Source organism: Bacillus sp. FJAT-42376, from assembly GCF_003816055.1.
GTDB lineage: Bacteria > Bacillota > Bacilli > Bacillales > Bacillaceae > Metabacillus_B.
Genome location: NZ_CP033906.1, coordinates 166525 through 186021, shown reverse-complemented (window position 1 = coordinate 186021; position 19497 = coordinate 166525). Strand labels below are relative to the sequence as shown.

17 protein-coding genes are annotated in these 19497 nt (G+C 44.6%); 12 read left to right on the top strand and 5 right to left on the bottom strand.

Going from position 1 to position 19497, the window contains the following annotated elements:
• Window positions 1-434: 434 nt before the first annotated feature.
• From CEF21_RS00905 to CEF21_RS00870, 8 genes are all read left to right on the top strand, one after another.
• Window positions 435-1619 (top strand): ParM/StbA family protein, encoded by a 1185-nt coding sequence (locus CEF21_RS00905; protein ID WP_123912997.1) that lies wholly within the window; start codon window positions 435-437, stop codon window positions 1617-1619.
• 12 nt (window positions 1620-1631) lie between these two features.
• A complete protein-coding gene (locus CEF21_RS00900) occupies window positions 1632-2219 on the top strand; it encodes a hypothetical protein (RefSeq protein WP_123912996.1) in 588 nt (195 codons plus the stop codon).
• A gap of 676 nt (window positions 2220-2895) precedes the next feature.
• Window positions 2896-4104: a class I SAM-dependent rRNA methyltransferase gene (locus tag CEF21_RS00895; protein ID WP_481747612.1), complete on the top strand. Its 1209-nt coding sequence runs from the start codon at window positions 2896-2898 to the stop codon at window positions 4102-4104.
• Window positions 4105-4356: 252 nt separating this feature from the next.
• A complete protein-coding gene (locus tag CEF21_RS00890) occupies window positions 4357-6033 on the top strand; it encodes a DUF6583 family protein (RefSeq protein WP_123912995.1) in 1677 nt (558 codons plus the stop codon).
• Window positions 6034-6041: 8 nt separating this feature from the next.
• Window positions 6042-7256: an ABC transporter permease gene (locus tag CEF21_RS00885; RefSeq protein WP_123912994.1), complete on the top strand. Its 1215-nt coding sequence runs from the start codon at window positions 6042-6044 to the stop codon at window positions 7254-7256.
• Window positions 7253-8416: an ABC transporter permease gene (locus CEF21_RS00880; RefSeq protein ID WP_123912993.1), complete on the top strand. Its 1164-nt coding sequence runs from the start codon at window positions 7253-7255 to the stop codon at window positions 8414-8416. Before CEF21_RS00885 ends, CEF21_RS00880 begins: the two co-directional genes overlap by 4 nt.
• On the top strand, window positions 8413-9126 hold the full coding sequence (locus CEF21_RS00875; RefSeq protein WP_123912992.1) for an ABC transporter ATP-binding protein: 714 nt from the start codon (window positions 8413-8415) through the stop codon (window positions 9124-9126). Before CEF21_RS00880 ends, CEF21_RS00875 begins: the two co-directional genes overlap by 4 nt.
• Window positions 9127-9201: 75 nt before the next feature.
• Window positions 9202-9918, top strand: a complete 717-nt coding sequence (locus CEF21_RS00870; RefSeq protein ID WP_123912991.1) for a pseudouridine synthase — start codon at window positions 9202-9204, stop codon at window positions 9916-9918.
• Between the two features lie 15 nt (window positions 9919-9933).
• Here CEF21_RS00870 and CEF21_RS00865 read toward each other — a convergent pair whose 3' ends face one another.
• Together CEF21_RS00865 and CEF21_RS00860 are read right to left on the bottom strand one after the other, a co-directional pair.
• Window positions 9934-10284: a PqqD family peptide modification chaperone gene (locus CEF21_RS00865; protein WP_123912990.1), complete on the bottom strand. Its 351-nt coding sequence runs from the start codon at window positions 10282-10284 to the stop codon at window positions 9934-9936.
• Window positions 10277-12169: an OPT family oligopeptide transporter gene (locus tag CEF21_RS00860; RefSeq protein ID WP_123912989.1), complete on the bottom strand. Its 1893-nt coding sequence runs from the start codon at window positions 12167-12169 to the stop codon at window positions 10277-10279. Before CEF21_RS00860 ends, CEF21_RS00865 begins: the two co-directional genes overlap by 8 nt.
• A 187-nt stretch (window positions 12170-12356) precedes the next feature.
• On the opposite strand from CEF21_RS00860, the gene CEF21_RS00855 reads away from it, so the two are divergent.
• Genes CEF21_RS00855 through CEF21_RS00845 form a run of 3 tightly spaced genes read left to right on the top strand, consistent with a single transcriptional unit; the run spans window position 12357 to window position 14693 of the window.
• On the top strand, window positions 12357-13403 hold the full coding sequence (locus CEF21_RS00855; RefSeq protein ID WP_241156742.1) for a class I SAM-dependent methyltransferase: 1047 nt from the start codon (window positions 12357-12359) through the stop codon (window positions 13401-13403).
• Window positions 13404-13463: 60 nt separating this feature from the next.
• Window positions 13464-14027 (top strand): DUF4825 domain-containing protein, encoded by a 564-nt coding sequence (locus tag CEF21_RS00850; RefSeq protein WP_123912988.1) that lies wholly within the window; start codon window positions 13464-13466, stop codon window positions 14025-14027.
• A gap of 51 nt (window positions 14028-14078) precedes the next feature.
• On the top strand, window positions 14079-14693 hold the full coding sequence (locus CEF21_RS00845) for a PH domain-containing protein (protein ID WP_123912987.1): 615 nt from the start codon (window positions 14079-14081) through the stop codon (window positions 14691-14693).
• A gap of 140 nt (window positions 14694-14833) precedes the next feature.
• Here CEF21_RS00845 and CEF21_RS00840 read toward each other — a convergent pair whose 3' ends face one another.
• From CEF21_RS00840 to CEF21_RS00830, 3 genes are all read right to left on the bottom strand, one after another.
• On the bottom strand, window positions 14834-15211 hold the full coding sequence (locus CEF21_RS00840) for a DUF779 domain-containing protein (RefSeq protein ID WP_123912986.1): 378 nt from the start codon (window positions 15209-15211) through the stop codon (window positions 14834-14836).
• A 20-nt stretch (window positions 15212-15231) separates the two neighbouring features.
• Window positions 15232-16749 (bottom strand): acetaldehyde dehydrogenase ExaC, encoded by a 1518-nt coding sequence (gene exaC / locus CEF21_RS00835; RefSeq protein WP_123912985.1) that lies wholly within the window; start codon window positions 16747-16749, stop codon window positions 15232-15234.
• Window positions 16750-16897: 148 nt separating this feature from the next.
• On the bottom strand, window positions 16898-18361 hold the full coding sequence (locus CEF21_RS00830) for an aldehyde dehydrogenase family protein (RefSeq protein WP_123912984.1): 1464 nt from the start codon (window positions 18359-18361) through the stop codon (window positions 16898-16900).
• A 164-nt stretch (window positions 18362-18525) separates the two neighbouring features.
• On the opposite strand from CEF21_RS00830, the gene CEF21_RS00825 reads away from it, so the two are divergent.
• A complete protein-coding gene (locus tag CEF21_RS00825) occupies window positions 18526-19185 on the top strand; it encodes a TetR/AcrR family transcriptional regulator (protein WP_123912983.1) in 660 nt (219 codons plus the stop codon).
• The last annotated feature ends 312 nt before the right edge of the window (window positions 19186-19497 follow it).

Sequence of the window (19497 nt, the reverse complement as noted above, 5' to 3'; positions counted from 1 at the left end):
TCCTTCATTTTGAGCCAATTTCAGTTTCGTGACTTGCAGATTCCTTTTTCTGGATCGTTCCTGACTGTGTTTGAATTGTAAGAACCTCCCATTTTTATTGGCGGCGAGTTTAGGATTAAAAAATTTTTATTCTTGGTTTTTTTAAAAAAAGACGATGTTTACAATTTTGTTTACTTGTATACAAAGTGTAATCATATGTAAACGTAAATGTGTACAAGTATACAAATGCGTACACATGTTGATATATAGGGATGTGTACAAATAAGTACACAAGTATACTTGTTTGCAAGTTTTGTATACAAAAAAGTATTCTTGTACACGAAATTGAAAACGTCAAAACCTGTATTGAAAGAAAGTCTTTTATGTATTACCTTTAAAGTAGACCATGTAAGCGAATGGTATAAGGAACTTTAATGTAGAAGGGAAAGTTGACTATGAATCTTTCTAGAATTGCAGCAGTCGATGTAGGGAACGATGCCGTTAAAGCACTGTTCGGAAAACTAGACTCAGAACTATACATACCAAACGTGATTGCAAGAGATTTAGAGGATCGTCCGGTAATCGGAATTGAAGAGTTAAATGATAAGGACCCGCTTGAAAATATTCACATTCGTGTACACTCCCCTGCCCTCAAAGAAAACAACGTGATCTACCGTGTCGGGAGTCTTGCAACGAAAAGCAATAACTCCACAGAATTAGATCCGGGCAGCAGCAAATCCGAAGAAGACCAGACGCTTGTCATGCTTTTTGCTTCGCTGGCACTCGATGCAGTGAACGGAACATCAGAAAAAGGATTTAAGAAAAATAATCAAGTTATTGATGCAAACTACACATTGGGAACAGGTCTTCCTCTTAGAGAAGTAAAAGAAGGAAAAGATGTAGGGTACCGTTCACAGCTTCTTGGATCTGTGCATCAAGTAGAGTTCCTCGTAACGCCTAAATACCAAGGTCTGAAAGTAAACATCCGCTTTGATGAAGTAAAAGTTTATCCGGAGGGCTTTGCTGCATTTGTAAACCTAGTAATGGATAACGATTTGAACATTATTAACAAGGACCTGATTGACAAGCGAATCCTGATCCAGGATATCGGCGGTCTTTCGACAGATATCGCTGTCATCCGCAACCGCAATGTAGATGATGATAAAGCGCAGGGATTCAATTTGGGCGTTTCTGAATCTCTGGAAGCCATCAGAGAAGAGATTCGTACGAAGCATGGAGTAGAGCTCGACAGCCGCAGAGATGTAGTAGAGATCATCACTCGCAAAAATGACCGCAACCACATCATGGTAAAAGGAAGCCGTACAAGCGTTCATGATATTACAGACCGCATTCTTTTAGAATTGGCGAAAAAGCAATACCGTTTCCTTCGCAATGTATGGCAGCGCAACTCTCAAACAGAGATTTGCTATTTTGTAGGAGGAGGAGCGTCTGTTCTGAAAGATTACCTTAAGGCGCTGAACAACAATCTCGATGGATACAATATCGAGTTTTTTGAAGATGAAAAGGAAAGCATCTGGATGATGTCCAACGCTTACTACAAACTCATTTCAGATTACGTCCGTAAACAAGCAAAACCAGAAAAAAAGGATGAAAAGCAGCCGGCTTCCTCATCCAAATAAGGTGATGACTAGATGAAACCGTCGGATAAACGTATAGAGCGGGGCCAGGCGATCACGTTCAGGGTCCCCTCTGATACTCCCGATCACCTGCTGAAGCAGCTTTCTAAGCTGAAAGAAATGGAAAAGCGCAATTTCTCCAGCAGAATAGGCGAGTTTGTTTTGAAGGGAGTCAGTGACTCACTCTCAAAAGAACGCCAGACTCTTACCATTCCTCTTCCGCGCCAGCTTACAAAGGAACAAAGGAATTGGCTTAAGCATGAACATTCTGAGGCGCTGCTGGGGAGTATGATTCATCAGCTTTTATTAAACCCGGTAAGAGCCACGGCGCTTCTTGCATCTATGAACAGTCATACGCTTGATCCCGATGATTTAATCATGTTCGAGGATCAGTCTGCTGCGGGAATGGAAACGGACGACCGTCAAGAAAATCCTCCTTTAGAAGAATTGCCCTCAGATTTTTCGGAGAACGATGATGATTTGGAAGGGTTCAGTTTTGATCAAATGCAGGATCAGATTCGGAATCAGGATGCTGAGGAAGTGGAAATAGAAGAAAGTGCAGAGGATCTTTTAGGAGACTTTCTTTCCAGTATGAATAAATAAGTCTGATTTCCAATTTAGTGCTCCCTCATTCAGGAGCTGGCGGTAAGCCCCGCCGAGCTTAGGCCTCACCTGTCCGATGTACTCTAAAGAAGAATGTCAGCATGACACAAATGATAAACGACAGAGGCTGGGACATAACTAAAATTGCTGTCCTTAAGCCGAATATTTCTTTTGAAAAAAGCATGAAAAACAATAAAACCGGACGATTACGAAGCTCTATACCAGAGTTTCAAATAATCGTTCGGTTTTTTTATCAGCCGGAAACTTTTGGTTCCAGCCTCTTTTTTATATAGACAACTTCTCGGACAGACTCCGTTACAACGATGAATATTGCCTAGGAAATTTCCGGCTGAACCCTCAATTCTTTTCTCTTTCATGGGAAAATGCAGCTCAAAAAGAGCTTTTTTCGCGTTTCAGATTTTGTGTGTCGGTACTTCCCCTTCCAAAGACGCTTTTCTCCCTCTTGTAGCGTTCGTATACGTGTACAAGTGTTCCACCCGGTTTGAAGGGCAATTCCCCCATTGGATTAAGCCATTTTGATATCGCAGGAATCCATCCGTCTTCTATATGTGTTCTCAAAGATGAGGTTAGCCGGAAGAAGATTCGGGTGATAATATGGTATACTTTTTAAATTGAGTTAAGCGAAAAAGTGATAACACAACACGGAGTGATTTTAATGCCAATTAAGCTTCAAATAAAACCGTCAGCAGCCAAACTCTTTCAGAAGGGCTTTCCTCTGGTGGAAAGGGAATCAGTGGCTAATCCGGATGTCCTTAAGGAAGAGGGAGAAATTTTCACTCTTGTGGATTCAAAAGGATCGATGATTGGAACAGGCTATTACGGAAAGCAAAATAAAGGAATTGGCTGGATTCTCTCTTTTAAAAAAGAAGAAAGCATTGACCAGTCATTTTTTAATCAAAAAATAAAAGCTGCTTCAGATCAGCGGACCTCGTTCTTTAACAGCAGCGAAACGACTGCCTTCCGTCTCTTTAACGGGGAAGGTGATGGGATAGGCGGATTAACGGTCGATTACTTTGATGGATACTGTCTCATAAACTGGTACAGCAAAGGAATCTATGCTTTCAAAGAATCTATCATTGCCGCTCTTCAAAAAACGGTCAGTCCGAAAGGCATTTATCAGAAAAAACGGTTCGATGAGAAAGGCCAGTATATTGAAGAGGATGATTTTGTCGCTGGAGAGCAGGCTCCGTATCCTTTGCTCGTTAAAGAAAACGGCGCCTCCTTTGCCGTTTATCTAAATGAAGGAGCCATGGTCGGTGTGTTTCTCGATCAGCGCGATGTACGGAAGGCGATAAGAGACACGTATGCCAATGGAAAAACGGTTCTGAACATGTTTTCCTACACAGGAGCCTTTTCCGTGTTTGCTGCGCTGGGAGGAGCGGTCAAGACGGTCAGTGTGGACGTGGCGAACCGCAGCCTTCCAAAGACGATTGAACAGTTCAGCATAAATGGAATCGATCATGAAGCGCAGGAAATAATTGTTGAAGATGTTTTTAAGTATTTTAAGTATGCTGCCCGAAAAGAAAAGACGTATGACCTGGTCATCCTTGACCCCCCAAGCTTTGCTAAATCCAAAAAACATACTTTCAGTGCAGCAAAGGATTACAAAAATCTTCTTAAGGATACAATCAGCTTAACGGCCAATAATGGTGTGATTGTGGCATCTACGAATGCAAGCAACGTAAGCGATGAAAAATTTAAGGGCTTTATTGACCAGGCATTTAAAGAAACAGGAATATCGTACAGCCTTTTAGAAAATTATCATCTCCCTGAAGACTTTCGTACTATTCCTCAATACAAACAGGGGAATTATTTAAAAGTGTATTTTATAAAAGTGAAGAAAAAACGGAATGGACAGGCTTAAAGCCTGTCTTTTTTATGCACGCCATACAGAGAAAAAACAAGTTTGTAAAAATAAGGTTATTTTGGTTTTTTTGCGGGTATAGGTAGATTAGACCTCTCTGTCCTCCTTCTTACGTTTCTATAGTCTTGAGTAAAATACCCTAAATGATTACAAAGATTGTCGAATGTATAGAATTAGTATTTTTGTTTATTTATGATAGTTTGAGTGTTCAAAAATTTGGAGTTTTATACATAATGTAGGGGGTTAAATGGTATGGACAATCGGACAACGCGATCTGAAATGGCAGCGGCAACTGAGACGATGCCGAACAGGCAGGCAGGGAAATTCCCCTTAAAATGGGTGATTGCGGGCATTATTGCATTTTTAGTCATAGGAGGAACAGCCGCTTATGCGCTGCTGATTAACAAATCTCCCAAACAGCTGTATTTACTGTCTGAGATCAAGACATTTCAGAAGGCTGCTGAAGACTTCGATCATCAAAACGGAGAACTGGCTGATTTTCAGGAGGAACTCGCCGAAAATGCATCAAATACGAAAACAAAGATATCTGGCGGTTTGGATGCACAGGGAGCCCTTCCTCCGGAATTTGAAATGATTCAGGAACTCCTAAACGAAGCGGCCATTACGACAGAGGTGGAGCAAGATCCGAAAAAAGATAGGAGCTATACGAAAGCAGGAATTGCAGTTCAGGGAGAGAACCTCCTGGACATGGAAATTTACCAGACGCCTAAACAAGTGGCGGCGAAGGTCCCATCTATTTACGAGAAATATTTTTACCTGAATGCAAATGAATACGGACAGTTCATGAGGCAGCTTGACCCGGCCTATTCAGGTCCGGAGAAACTTGACTTCAAACCCGTGGATATTAAAGATCTTGAACTGAATGAAAAGGAAGAAAAGCATCTTAAAGATACGTATGCAGCCTTTTTAAATGAAAAGCTTAAAGATGAGTATTTCACAAAAAAGGATAACGTATCTTACGAACATAATGGCGAGAAGCTTAAAGTAACCCAAGTGACGATGAAATTAAATGAAAAAGAAACAAAAGCATTGATCAGTCAATTGCTCGATCAAATGATCAAGGATAAAGAGCTTCATACGATTATTGCAAACCGTGTGGTGAAAATAGGGAATTCCGGAGCAAGCCAGATGGATATGATCGATCCTGACACTGTAAAAACAGACTTTGTTGACGGCTTGAAAGACGCCAAAAAAGAGGTGAAAGAAACCCGTATTCCTAAAGGGTTTACTTCTGTGCTGATGGTTAATGGAGATGAATTGGTCATTGACCGGAAAATGGATGTAACGGTCGCTGACTCAACAGAACCTGGAACTGCTGTTTCTATCCATACAATGGATGTGCCATACGATGCGGACAAAAAGAGGGATCAGGAACTAAAAGTGGATATCACATCGGATAAAGAGGATGAAGGAGGCTCTCTTCTTCTTACCAACAAAATCAATAAAAAAGAAGGAGAGGACCGTACGGAAGATTTAAAAGCAAAAATAAGCAGCAAAGATCCTGCAGCAGAAGGGTCGCTCATCTTTTCGATGAAATCAGATTTCTCCGGCAAAGATCCTGCAAAGCAAACAATCAAACGGGATTTCTCTCTTGGGACGGAGGGCGGAACTGGTTCACCGGTGAAGCTCGAGGGAACCGTTATACAAAAGCAGGATGTTAGTGTAAAAGACAAATACAGCAGCCAGCTTTTTGAAATCAAGGTTAATGGAGGGGCGGATATGGCCGAGGGCTCGATTTCATTAAAAATCGACTCCAAAACAAAACTGAAGGCAAAAGCCGATCTTCCGGATATAAATTTGGATAACGAAATTAATGTGAATAGCATTACACCAGAACAGATGACGGATATTCAATTGAAAGCCGGCGCTAAACTGCAGGCACTTTTCCTGCAGCTTGGGATACTGTAACAGATAACATGGGACCATTTCTTTATATGACGCTTTTCTTTATAAAGGGAATTCTCAGAAAATGGAAAACTCTCGTTCTTTTATTCTCCGTGCCGCTCGTACTTATGGGCGGCTCGGCTTATATCGCGGCAAAGGCGTTCACAGACAAAGAACGCCTTGAGCCATTTCGGGCGGCCATTGTTGATCAGGACCAGACCTTTCAAACGGAATATGTCATTAAACAGCTGACAGGCAATGAAGAGCTGAAAAAGGTGGTAAAGCCGATTCTGACGGATGAGGAGAGCGCCAGAGAATTGCTCAGACAAAATAAAATTGCGGGAATGGCCGTTCTTCCTGAAAATTTCAGCAAAACGATTATGGAAGGGGAAAATGTTCCTCTTACGGTCATTGGAAATAATCAGCAGCCGCTTCAGGCTTATTTGTTCCGTCAAGTTATGGAAAGTGCGGCCGATTATACTTCTGCTGCTCAAAGCGGCATCAACACCGTCTATGATTTTATGCTCCAGGCAGACGTTCCAAAGGAAGAGAGGACAAAGGAATACAAAAAAGATGTCCTCTCTTTTTCCTTGCATGCGCTTGGAAGAAATGAAATATTTGAGGAAAGAGAAGAAGACAATCTTTTTTTGAAAAATATTCTCTCCTACTACGGGATCTCCATTTTTGTTTTGCTGCTCATGGTATGGTCTTATCAAATCCTGCTTTATATGAGGGGGCAGGTCACATCAGGAATCCGGTCAAGATTGCTGCTGTACGGGATGAGTCCATGGAAGATGATACTTTCCGAATGGGTGACAGCAAGTCTTTTTCTCCTTCCTTTTTTGGGGGCGGGGTTGTTTGCCTTACACTCCCTTCACGTATGGTCTGGAGAAAATGTACTTGCCATCTGTGCAGGAATGATGTTGATTCTCCTCATATTCACGGCACTGTTCAGTTCACTAGCAGCGTTTTTTCAACAGGATCTAATGTTTCAAGTGATTTCTGCTCTGTTCATTTCGGCAGGCTGCCTGCTTGGCGGTCATTTTATTCCATCCTTTTATTTGCCTTCATGGCTGGAGCCTTATGCATCTTACACAATCAATACATATACGCTGGATGCAGCATCTGACCTTTTTAGGGGAAGGAATGCTGATTTCAGCGGGCTTGTCATTTTTCTCTTAGCCTTCATCATCACGATGGGACTTGGAGCAGCTGCAAAGGAAAAGAGACTGGAGGCAAAGAGATGAGGATTGTGTTTTTTACGGTCAAACAAATGCTGAAAAAACCTTTTCTCTTCCTCAGCCTGCTTGTTTTGCCGGCAGCTGTTATCTACGGTGTAAGCAACTTTTCCGGTAAAGTGGAAGAGGATTTGGCCATTCCCGTCGCTATTGTTGATCAGGATCATACGGATTTCTCAAAAACCCTTATTCAAAGGCTGAAAAAGCAAGAGCGGCTTAAACTCGTTCAAACAACCGGAGGCAAGGCGCAAAATATGCTCCTGCGCGAGGAAACGGATACGGTTTTCGTCATTAAAGAGGGGTTTAAAGAATCGATTGAAGCAGGTGACAGGGAAGGGATTATTGAACTGCGCACCTCTCCATTATCCATTGCATCAGGAGTAGTCAGAGAGGTGGCTGCGAGTGAAGTGATCCGGTTCACCTCCAATGCCAAGGCGGCAAACAGGGTGGAGAAAATAGCGGAAAAATATCAAGAGAATTTTCCGCAGCAGGACGGAATCAGGGAAGAGGCATACCGGTATGCTGACCGGCAGTGGGAACCCGAGCCGCTTATGACCATCAACTACGTCACACAGGAAGATGGCCGGGATGTGAGAGAGAAGTCTTCGGGTCCGGGGCTTTTTGAGTCTCCAGTAAAAATTTGGATGGTTTTGGCGCTGATTCTGTGTATGCTCTCGTGGGATTGGATTCCTAAAGAAAGAGACAGCCTTTTTAAACGGATTCAGACAACACCAGCAGGTCTCGATGCCTATATCCTGCATTCCTTCGCAGCGTACGGAGCTCTCCACCTGATTCAGATTGGCCTCAGCTGGTGGGTGATTATGAGGCTTGATAACGGCACATCTGCTTCCCTGCTCCTTCCTATGGCCGTTTTTATGCTGCTTGGGCTTTCCATCAGTCTTCTGGCGGCCAGTTTCTCTCCTTACACAGGGAATTATTATACGCTGAGTACGGTCTGGATTTTTGCTGTCAGTTTAATCGGCGGGAGCGTTTTGCCGGCAGGAGAGCTTCTGCCCCAGCTGAAAACACTGGAAGACTGGCTGCCTCAAAATCCCGTCCTCAACTGGAAGCTTGCCGACGCACTAGTATGGGTTAAGCTTGTCCTCATGTTTGCTCTGAGTACGGCCCTTGTTTTCATTTCTATGTCACGCTTAAGGAGCACCCGATGATTGCCATTGAAAACGTTACGAAAACATACGGAAAAAAACAGCCCCTGAATGAGGTTTCCCTAAAGATATCAAAGGGTGAGGTATTCGGTTTGCTCGGGAAGAATGGTGCAGGGAAATCCACCCTGCTTTCTATTTTGGCGACTATTGCGTTCCCTGAGTCGGGGACCGCTGTCATCAATGGATTGGATACAAGGAAACAGAAAAAGAAGGTAAGGAAATGCATCGGCTATGTACCTCAGGATATTGCTCTATGGGAGCAAAATACAGTGAAAGAAAATATGATTCTTTTCAGCAAGCTCTCTAAAACAAAAGCTTCAGAAGAGAGTCTGAAAAAGCTTTGTTCGGAGGTTCAGCTTGACGACCAATGGAATGAAAAGGTAGCAAAGCTCTCAGGAGGCATGAAACGCAAACTGAACATTGCCGCAGCCCTTATTCATGATCCGGATATACTGCTCATGGATGAGCCGACTGTCGGCATTGATCTTCAGTCAAAGCTGGAAATTAACCGATTTGTGAAAAGGCTGGCTGACCGGGGCAAAACGGTCGTGTATACGACACATGATTTAAATGAGATTTTGACGCTGTTTGACCGGATCGGGGTGCTGAAAAACGGCAGCTTTGTTTATACAGGGACGGCCGGTGAGGCGAAGGAGCGGTATTCTGGCGGCGAATCGGGCGACCGCTGGATTTATACACTTTTGAACGGATAAAGAAATAAACATTGCCGCAGCTTTTAAAAAAGCGTTTAATTAAGGAAGAAAATGAAGATGAAAGCAGGCGGATGTTTGAGAATTAATAAATTTATGAGTCTGTCAGGTTACTGGTCGAGAAGAGAAATAGACCGTTTTATCGAGGCAGGACTCATAACGGTCAATGGACAGGTATGCTTGTCAGGGCAGGAGGTTTCTCTGGAGGATACGGTTCTTGTAAAGGGCCAGCCGATCCCTGAAAAAGAACAATCTGTTTATATCGTATTAAATAAACCGCCCGGCATTGTGTGCACAGCTGTCAGGAGCGTAAAAAATAATCTTGTTGATTACATGAATTATCCGGTGCGGATCTTTCCTGTAGGACGTCTGGACAAGGATTCCCAAGGGCTTTTGATTATGACCAATGACGGGGATATATCCAACCGGATTCTCCGTTCCGAGCATAATCATGAGAAGGAATACATCGTAACGGTCAGCGAGCCGTTCGGGGATGATTTCCTTGAAAAAATGGGGAGGGGAGTAGAGATTCTTGGTACAGTTACGAAGCGCTGCGCCGTGACCCGGATTTCCTCTGATACGTTCCGGATTATTTTAACGCAAGGATTAAACCGGCAGATTAGAAGGATGTGCAAAGAGCTGGGGTTTTATGTCACGAGGCTTGAACGAGTCCGATTGATGAATATCATGCTGGAAGGGATCGAACTTGGAGCATGGAGACATTTGTCGGATGATGAAAGACAAACTCTTTTTACAGCGTTATATGGCGGTACAAAAACAGCCTCCCCGGTATAAGGGGAGGCTGTTTCCTTATTCATTTTTCCATATCAGCCATTCTTGTGATTCTAAAATCTGGATGAATTTCGTCAGCCGCGGGAGTACGGGTTCAGCATCTTCACCAAAATGAGTACTCATTCTTTGAGCCAAATCTGCTACTGTAGCGCCATCCTTCATTTGCGAAAGGGCGTATGTGCCATACTCATCAAGTTGAATGCTTCTGACGGCAGGCTGTTTTAAAAATCGGATCGAGAACCGTTCCACCCAGTTTGAGCGCTGAACGTTAAGAATCCCTTTGCCGTCTTCCTTCGTCTGCAGCTCGACATGGTCCGCAAGAAGAGGAACCAATTCAAGCAGGTTCCTCTCTTTTTTCTTATTAAACACGCTTTTTGCTTCCTTTAAACGATACGTACCAGAGCAGTACCGCTAAGAGAAGGAATAGGATAAACGGAAGCAGGGCACTTGGGAATAGAGCATTCTCCGGAATGTTTACTTCGAAATAAAGAAGGATGGCAATGACCACACCAATCAAAGCCTCTCCTGCAATCAGACCGGAGGCAAACAGTGTTCCGCGGTCTGTCCGTTCTGCAAGAACTTCTTTGTTCTTCGAGAATTTTTCAATAAAGAAGCGAACGAATCCGCCGATCATAATCGGAGTACTTACGTGAACAGGCAGGTAAATCCCAACCGCCACAACAAGAGAATTCATTCCAAAGAACTCAAGCGTAACGGCAATTGCCGCTCCGATAAAGATCAGATCCCATGGAAGATCTCCTCCAAGCACACCTTCTGCAAGAATCTTCATTAGGGCCGCTTTCGGAGCAGGAAGATCCGCTGAACCCATTGTGTATGCATTATCCATCAAGATTAGAATAAATCCGATCAGGGAACCGGATGCAACGACACCAATCATCATCGCAACCTGCTGCTTCCATGGAGTTCCGCCAACGATGTAACCCGTTTTTAAATCCTGAGAGATATCCCCTGCTACAGCAAGGGCTGTACAAATGATAGCCGCTACTAAAAGCGCAGCAACCATTCCGTCCATCCCGGAGAAGCCGGTTGCTTTATACACGACCGTAACAATTAGCAGTGTCGCGATTGTCATTCCTGAAACGGGTGAAGAGGAGCTTCCGACGACTCCGACAATACGGGAAGCAACCGAAACGAATAAAAAGCCGAATATCGCAATCGCTACAGCACCAATGATTCCGATATGAGTGACAGGTACAAACGCAATAATTAAAACAAGGGCAAGAATGCCGAGTAAAACATATTTCATCGGAATGTCCTGCTCTGTCCGGATAGGAGCTGCCTTCAGATTCCCTCTGTTATCCCGAACCCCTTTAAACGTCGCAAATGCAGAGCTGAAAAGGGTAGGAAGGGATTTAACCAAGGTAATCAAACCGGCTACCGCAACGGCTCCTGCGCCGATATAGCGGATGTATCCTTCCCAGATCCCCCAGGCATCCAACTCGCTGATTGGAGCTTCGGCAGGGAAAATCGCGGCATCAGAACCGCCTCCGAAAAATCCGATGGCAGGAATTAAAACAATCCAGGCAAGAAGTCCGCCGCCAAGCATCTGGCCGGCAACCCGCGGTCCGATAATGTATCCGACCCCAAGAAGGGCTGGCAGTGTATCGATCCCGATGACAGCATTCTTAAAATTCGTAATGCCGGTTTCAACTTCTGTTTTAAACAGTTTAAATCCGTCTCCAAGAGCTTTAAATGCTCCGCCGATCAAAAGACCAAGTCCGATCAGCTTCGCGCTGTTTCCGCCTTCTTCACCGGATTTGAGTACTTCGGCACAGGCTGTGCCTTCCGGATACGGCAGAATCTCATGCTCTCTGACAATCAAAAGCTGACGAAGGGGAACCATCATGAATACCCCGAGGAATCCCCCTGTAAGGACAACGAAGATAATCAGCCCCTGGCTGACATCCACATCCCATAGAAATAGCGCAGGAAGGGTGAATACCGCTCCGGCCCCTACAGCCTCACCAGCTGTTGTCATCGTCTGAACAATGTTGTTTTCAAGTATGGAATTCCTTCTGAATAAACCTCTCAGAATCGCCATTGAAATAACCGCAGCAGGAATAGAAGCGGATACGGTTAAACCAATCCGAAGTCCAAGATAAGCATTCGCTGCACCAAACACGACCGCTAAGATAATACCAAGAACAATAGCGGTTACCGTCAGTTCCGGCAATGATTTTGATGAAGGAACGTAAGGAACAAATTTATCACGTTGTTTTGAATCATCTGACAATTTACTCGCCACCTATAGTTATAGTAAAAAAACATTTATTATTTTACCACTGATTCCCTCTTTTCAAAAGTTTTTTTTAGAGGGAATGAAAAAAATGTGTTGAACTATATAGAAAACGCAATGACCCAAATTATTCTGCCCTATTTTCTGTAATAATCCTGATTCGCGTTAACAGGAATGGAGCGTGATGGCGATGGAATTGCTGAATACGGTTCAAGCCCCTTTGCGTTATACGGAAGATGACGAGGGAATAACAGAACTGTTTCCGGCCTATAGAGTGGATTTGAGGCAAGCAAAACAGAATGAAAAATTTTATAGCGCTGGACTAGTAAGTGATTGGGCAGGCTTATCGTGGAAGGACACCGGAAAACCGTATGAAGTGAAAAGCATAGCGAAGTCAAAGCGCCGTTATGAGCTTGAGCATGGACAGATGTCGATAAAATCCTCATGGGAATTTTTTAACCGTTCTTTTCATGAGTGGTTTGTAAAGGATGTTCCCGCGGAACTTAACCGCAGCAAGCTTGAGCTCAGGAAGCACCTTTCCCGGTTTCGGTTTTCAGACGTCAGGGAGGCGCTTGGGGAAACGGTTCGCTTATCGTTATGGAACTATGCTCACCGGATAGAGGATGGCGTATGGGATCCGAGGGGCAAGCGTGCTCTATTTGAAGGACTGGACGTACAGAAACCGAGAATCCTGTTCCTTGGCGCTGCAGAAGGGTATGAAGCGATGCAGCTTTATGCCATGTATCCGGGCGGCGAAATTGTGATGGCGGACTACGATGAATTCTGCAAAACCGACCGCTTCGGCCACTTTCCGGATACATACCCTTTTCTTGGGGCGAATCCTGCTACTGGAAACCTCAAGGTTTGGTATAAGGATCAAATGAATATTACGTATTTAGTGGAAGATATCAGGAACCTGAATTTCGGAAAAGAGTTTGACATCGTATTAAGTGTCGGACTGCTTGAGCATTTTCCCGATGAACAGAAGCATGAAGCGCTTGAATGGCACAGAAAATTTCTAAAGCCGGGCGGATATGTCATTATGACAACTCCGAGGCTGCAAATGAAATCGAAGCTCTTTTACACCATTATGGCGGATGTAATGAATCATACATACCGGGAGCTGATGGATATCCGGCAGATGGGGCTCTATGTATATGAAGGAGGTTTTGATATCCTCAGGCACGGTTATATAAAAGTGCACAACGGAATTGTAGCCAAACCACGATAAAAAGCGGGAACTAATTTTCTTTTCTTTCGTATAAATGAGTGAGTGAAAAGGAGGAGAGCCATGAAGAAGATGGGAACCACTTTGGTTGCCTTAGCGGCTGCAGCGGCACTGCTGTCAGGCTGTCAGTCATCTGAGGCTAAGAGTGCTAATCATTCAAGCATAAATCCGAAAGTGCTTTCTGCAGAAAAAACCCCTTATGTGGGAGATAACAGTGCAGTTAGCGGGATTGTGAACAAGCTTCCCGGGGCAGAGCATGTCAAAAAACTGGAGCTAGAAACGAAGGAAAAACCATACGGGCTGACAGTTGTATATGGGGTGAAGGATGGACAGGATGCAGCACCATTTGAAAACAGCTGGAATCCGAAAACAAGTGATTATCTATTGCTTAACAATGCTGCAGCCCTCTTGATTCTCATTAAAAATGCGGATTGGGCGGAGCTGAAGATTGAAACCGAACAGCCGCAGACTATCAGGGTAACGAGGGCGGAGCTTGAAAACCTGTTCGGATCGAATTTAGCCAGCTACGCAGCCAATGCTGAGAAATGGGAGAAGGATGTTGTGGAGCGTGTGAAGGAAGGGGATTCAGGCATTCAGAAATTTTTAGAAGGCCATACAAGGCAATAGCCTGTGTGATACACTAAAAACATAATACAGAATAAGGAAAGGGAGAATCGTATGTTTGGAAAAGTAGCATCAGATATGCTGGGGCTCAGCGATATTGGAAGTGTCATCAAACCTGCGGATTACGACAAAGTAGATGCAGATGATTACATTCTGCATGAGGAGAATGAACGCATTTTCTTTTTGATTAAATCGAAAGCCGATGAGTACTGCTTTACAAACCGGGCACTCGTACATTTGGACGGAGCCAGTGCAGCGAGCAAAAAACGGACACTCCGCCGGCTTGAGTACCGTACCAACCAGATTTCCGACGTGTTCTTGGAAACAGCGGGAACGGTGGATCTCGACGTGGAAATCAAGTTTAAGATGGGCAGCACGGCTTACTCCATTGATGTACATAAAAAACATTTGGAAGAGCTGAAGGATCTGTACAAAGCACTCATTAAAATTGCGGAGATTAACCGTGAAAGCAAGCAGGCTCTTGACTATGCAAAACAGAGTCTGCAAATGGCCTCCACGACACTCGGCAATATGAGAAGCACAGAAGGCAGCCTGTCCGAAGAGTTCAAGAAAGTAAATCAGACGGCCTTCTCTTGGCTGATGGATACGAAAAAGCAATACAGTATTAAAGACTTCGGCTATGTGTTTGAGAAATATATTAATAACTGATGAAAAACCCGGCTCCTTAGTGTGAGGAGCCGGGTTTTTATGATACATGAAAAGCCGGAAAACCAATTTATCGACTTTTCGACTGGATTCCCGGATTTTCAGCGTGTGCGCGTAAAGGGTATCCGAGTTCATCTGATTCCCTAACGACGCCCGGCCTCCTCCTCTGCATTCAGCTCCCGGATCTCCTCCGCCGTAAAGGGACGGGACCGGCTCAGGAATCGGACGCCTTCCACCCCTTCAAGTGAAAACATGCCCCCTCTGCCATCCACTACATCAATGATGACCTGAGTGTGTTTCCAGTATTCATATTGTTTTTTATGAATATAGAAGGGGCTGCCGCCAATCTCTCCAAGCAGAACGTCCTGGCTGCCGATGAGAAGGTCGCCCTCTGGATAGCACATCGGCGAGCTGCCGTCACAGCAGCCTCCTGACTGGTGAAACATAATAGGGCCGTGTCTTTCCGTTAGCTTTTTGATCAATGCGATTGCCGGTTCTGTCGCAGTGACGCGGTCGGCCATTATTTCATGCACCTCCGTTTTTAAAAGAATCCAAGCTTGTTCGTACTGTAGCTGACGAGGAGATTCTTAACCTGCTGGTAGTGGCTGAGCATCATTTTATGATTTTCCCGGCCGATCCCGGACATTTTATAGCCGCCGAATGCAGCGTGAGCAGGGTATTGATGATAGCAATTTGTCCACACCCGGCCCGCTTCTATGGAACGTCCGAATTGGAAGGCTGTGTTCATGTCGCGTGTCCAGACGCCTGCCCCAAGGCCATAAAGGGTATCGTTTGCAAGGGATAGCGCTTCCTCCGGGTTTTTAAAGGTTGTGACAGACAGGACTGGTCCGAAAATTTCCTCCTGGAAGATCCTCATATTGTTTTTGCCTTCAAAAATGGTCGGCTGAATATAGTAGCCGTCAGAAAGCTCTCCTTCCATTCGGTTTCGTTCCCCGCCCGTAAGACATTTTGCTCCTTCAGCTTTACCGATTTCCAAATAAGAAAGGATTTTTTCCATCTGCTCGGATGATGCCTGAGCTCCCATCATGACATTCGGATCGAGAGGATTACCGGTTTTAATAGCTTTTACCCGTTCAATTGCCCGTTCCATGAACTTGTCATAAATGGATTCCTGGATAAGCGCTCTCGAAGGGCACGTACAGACCTCGCCCTGATTCAGAGCGAACATAACAAAACCTTCTATTGCTTTATCCAGAAAAGCATCATCTTCCCGCATCACGTCTTCGAAAAAGATATTGGGAGATTTTCCGCCGAGCTCAAGGGTAACAGGGATAATGTTTTGGGAAGCATACTGCATAATCAGGCGTCCGGTCGTTGTTTCGCCGGTAAACGCAATTTTGCTGATCCTTGGGTTTGATGCAAGCGGCTTGCCGGCCTCAAGTCCATAGCCGTTTACAACATTCAGTACGCCGTCGGGGAGAAGATCCGCAATTAAGTCCAGCATGAACATAAGCGAGGCAGGGGTTTGCTCGGCTGGTTTTAAAACGATGGTGTTTCCGGCAGCGAGTGCGGGTGCAATTTTCCAGGCAGCCATAAGAATAGGGAAGTTCCAGGGGATAATCTGACCGACTACTCCGAGCGGTTCGTAGAAATGATAAGCAACTGTACTCTCGTCAATCTGGCCGATGCTTCCTTCCTGGGCACGGATGACAGAGGCGAAATAACGGAAATGGTCGACAGCCAGGGGGATATCGGCATTCAGCGTCTCTCTGACCGCTTTTCCGTTTTCCCATGTTTCAGCGAGTGCAAGCTTTTCGAGGTTTTCTTCCATCCGGTCTGCAATGCGGTTAAGGATGAGGGAACGTTCGGTTACAGACGTTTTTCCCCATGAATCCTTTGCCTTGTGGGCCGCATCAAGAGCGAGTTCAATGTCCTCTTCCGTTGAACGGGCTACCTGGCAGAAGACTTTCCCGGTGACAGGAGTGACATTTTCAAAATACTCACCCTTCACAGGGGATGTCCATTTTCCTCCGATGAAATTGTCATAACGGTCTTTGAATTGAATAATGGAGCCTTCCGAATTTGGAAATTTGTACATGCTTCATTTCTCCTCCCGTATATGTAACAAGTTAGATTGTAAGCGATTACAATCTAACTTAAGGGAATCATGTATTTTGAAAATTGTCAATTATTTGATTTATAGAAAATGCCGGCTCCATAAGGGGCCGGCATCCTGTCATGATTGGTTAAGATTTAAAAAATGGACCATAGTTTCTGCGGTTATGCTGAACAGAAAGCCATTTAACGGTTGTGAATTCTTCCAGTGCCCATTCACCATTGAAACGGCCGATCCCGGAATCTTTTTCTCCGCCGAACGGCATGTGCGGCTCTTCATTCACAGGCTGGTCATTTACGTGAATCATACCAGTGTGAATGTCATGGGCAACAAGGGTTGCATGCTCAATTGAAGCTGAATGCACAGCACCGCTTAATCCGTAAGGCATCGCATTGGCCATTTCGATGACTTCTTCCTCAGAATCGAATGAAATCAGAGCAGCTGCCGGTCCAAAGATTTCGTTCACAGCAATCGGCATTTCGTTCGTCACGCCAGTCAGAACAGTAGGTTCCAGAACATTTCCTTCCGCTTTTCCGCCTAGACGCAATTTGGCACCCTGCTTCACGCTTTCGTTTACGTCCTCTAAAATGCGGTCAACCTGTCCGCGGTTGATCAGCGGACCTACTTTTGTATCAGCTTCCGCCGGGTTTCCGTATTTTAGCTCTTTTGCTTTTTCAATGAAACGCTCAGCAAATTGATCGTAAATGCTGCTGTGGACAAAGATGCGGTTGATGGCCATGCAGATCTGGCCTTGGTGATAAAATTTACCAAACACGGCAGATTCGGCAGCCTGGTCAATGTCGGCATCTTCAAGAACGATAAACACGTTGTTTCCACCAAGCTCAAGGGCAGTTTTCTTCAATTCTCCGCCTGCAAGCTGGCCGATTCTTTTTCCTACTTCGGTTGACCCGGTGAATGAAATGAGACGCGGTGTTTTGTGAGTCACCATATCATCGCCGATTTCTGAACCGCGCCCAACAACTGCATTCACTAAGCCTTTCGGGGCTCCAGCTGCTTCGAACAGGCTGGCAAAAATAAGACCGCCTGTTACAGGAGTTTCGGTTGCCGGTTTGATGACTACACTATTACCAGTTGCGATGGCTGATGCAATAGAACGCATCGCAAGGTGAAGCGGGAAGTTCCACGGACTGATGACTCCAACTACTCCAAGCGGCTCGCGGTACACCCGGTTTTCTTTGCCTGGCGTTTGAGAAGGAAGAATTTTGCCTTCCATTCGGTATGGGAATGTAGCGGCTTCTTTTAGTACATTCATCGCTGCACGGTACTCAGCTTCCGCTTTAAACACGGTACTGCCGGATTCTTTCACAAGCCAGTCAACAAACACGTCTTTTTGTTCTTCCATTATTTGAACGGATTTCTCAAGAAGGGCTCTTTTAACTTGTGGAAGTTCTTTTGACCATTTGACCTGTGCAGCCTCCGCTGCTTTATAGGCATCATCGAGATCTTGCTTGTCAGCGGCTTTGATTTCAAGAATTTCTTCATGAGTAAAAGGATTGATATTTTTAATCATGCTGTCGCTGGATCCTGGTTTCCATTCTCCATTTATATAAATTTGAGTAAAATTCGTATTCATGCTGTATCGCTCCTTTTATTTTGTACTTTTTGGTTTATAAAAGTCTAAAATGTTTACGTGGAACAATGTATCACACACAAGGAATCTTTGTAAACCAACTAGACTTATTTCGTCTAAAATGTTCTAATGGATAGAGCTTACTTTGTTTGAAAGGAGTGAGAGGAATGCGTAAGTTAGATGATGAACAGCGAGAGGAAATGCGGACCTCCTATGCAAAGAAACTCATGAATGTCATGCGCATACAAGGTTTCAGCAAGATGAAGATCCAGGATATGACTCAGCTGATCAACGTAAGCAAGGCAACCCTTTATAATTATTTTTCCTCAAAGGAAGAAATTATACAAAAAGTGGGAGAGGTATTTACCGATTACAGCAAAGAAGTGGATGAAACCCTTTTAAATAAAGAAATTAGCTACACGTACCGCTTTCAAAAGGTATTTCAGCAGGCCGCTCTTTCGGCCATTTATTCATCTGAAATTTTCATGAGGGATTTGCGTCAAAGCTGTCCTGACGTGTATCAGGAAATTACGGCAGGAAGAAAATGGAGAGAAAATCATATAAAAGATTTCTACGAGGAAGGAATCAGAGAAGGAGTCTTTCATCCGGTTAATCCATCCCTATTGATTATGCAGGATGAAGCGGCCTTTAAGCGCTTATTGAGCCCTGCCTTCCTTATGGAAGAGGGGATTTCCGTTAAACGTGCCCTGTATGATTACTATGAAATAAAAAAACTCCAGCTGCTGAAGCCGGAGGTCCTGGACGCGATTGATGACCGTCCAATGGGAGATTTGATTGACTACATCCTGAAAAAAATGCAAGCGTAAAAAGCGGCCTGTCGGGGCTGCTTTTTTTAGTTAAGATCTGTTAAACTTGGCTGTTGATTTCCGCTGAAGTCGTTCGCTTATCCTTGGGCGTGCGGTGAGCCTCCTCCTGGCTTCGCCACTGCGGGGTCTCACCTGTCCCGCTGCTCTCAGCTCGGAGTCTCATGCCTTCCGCTCCACTCAACAGGTGTTAAAAATCAACAACTTTCTTTAACAAAGCCTTTAGTTAAATAAGGGCAATTTTCCGAGTTGTCGGAAACGATAAATGGTGGATTTTCTAAGGATTAAATGAAGGAGCGAAATGGATTGGAGATT

Coding starts and splice junctions, on each gene's coding strand:
- CEF21_RS00830 (WP_123912984.1), bottom strand. CDS start 18,361: ATGAATACGAATTTTACTCAAATTTATATAAATGGAGAATGGAAACCA.
- CEF21_RS00880 (WP_123912993.1), top strand. CDS start 7,253: ATGAGGATTGTGTTTTTTACGGTCAAACAAATGCTGAAAAAACCTTTT.
- CEF21_RS00825 (WP_123912983.1), top strand. CDS start 18,526: ATGCGTAAGTTAGATGATGAACAGCGAGAGGAAATGCGGACCTCCTAT.
- CEF21_RS00875 (WP_123912992.1), top strand. CDS start 8,413: ATGATTGCCATTGAAAACGTTACGAAAACATACGGAAAAAAACAGCCC.
- CEF21_RS00885 (WP_123912994.1), top strand. CDS start 6,042: ATGGGACCATTTCTTTATATGACGCTTTTCTTTATAAAGGGAATTCTC.
- CEF21_RS00895 (WP_481747612.1), top strand. CDS start 2,896: ATGCCAATTAAGCTTCAAATAAAACCGTCAGCAGCCAAACTCTTTCAG.
- CEF21_RS00900 (WP_123912996.1), top strand. CDS start 1,632: ATGAAACCGTCGGATAAACGTATAGAGCGGGGCCAGGCGATCACGTTC.
- CEF21_RS00840 (WP_123912986.1), bottom strand. CDS start 15,211: ATGGCCGACCGCGTCACTGCGACAGAACCGGCAATCGCATTGATCAAA.
- CEF21_RS00855 (WP_241156742.1), top strand. CDS start 12,357: ATGGCGATGGAATTGCTGAATACGGTTCAAGCCCCTTTGCGTTATACG.
- CEF21_RS00845 (WP_123912987.1), top strand. CDS start 14,079: ATGTTTGGAAAAGTAGCATCAGATATGCTGGGGCTCAGCGATATTGGA.
- CEF21_RS00850 (WP_123912988.1), top strand. CDS start 13,464: ATGAAGAAGATGGGAACCACTTTGGTTGCCTTAGCGGCTGCAGCGGCA.
- exaC (WP_123912985.1), bottom strand. CDS start 16,749: ATGTACAAATTTCCAAATTCGGAAGGCTCCATTATTCAATTCAAAGAC.
- CEF21_RS00905 (WP_123912997.1), top strand. CDS start 435: ATGAATCTTTCTAGAATTGCAGCAGTCGATGTAGGGAACGATGCCGTT.
- CEF21_RS00890 (WP_123912995.1), top strand. CDS start 4,357: ATGGACAATCGGACAACGCGATCTGAAATGGCAGCGGCAACTGAGACG.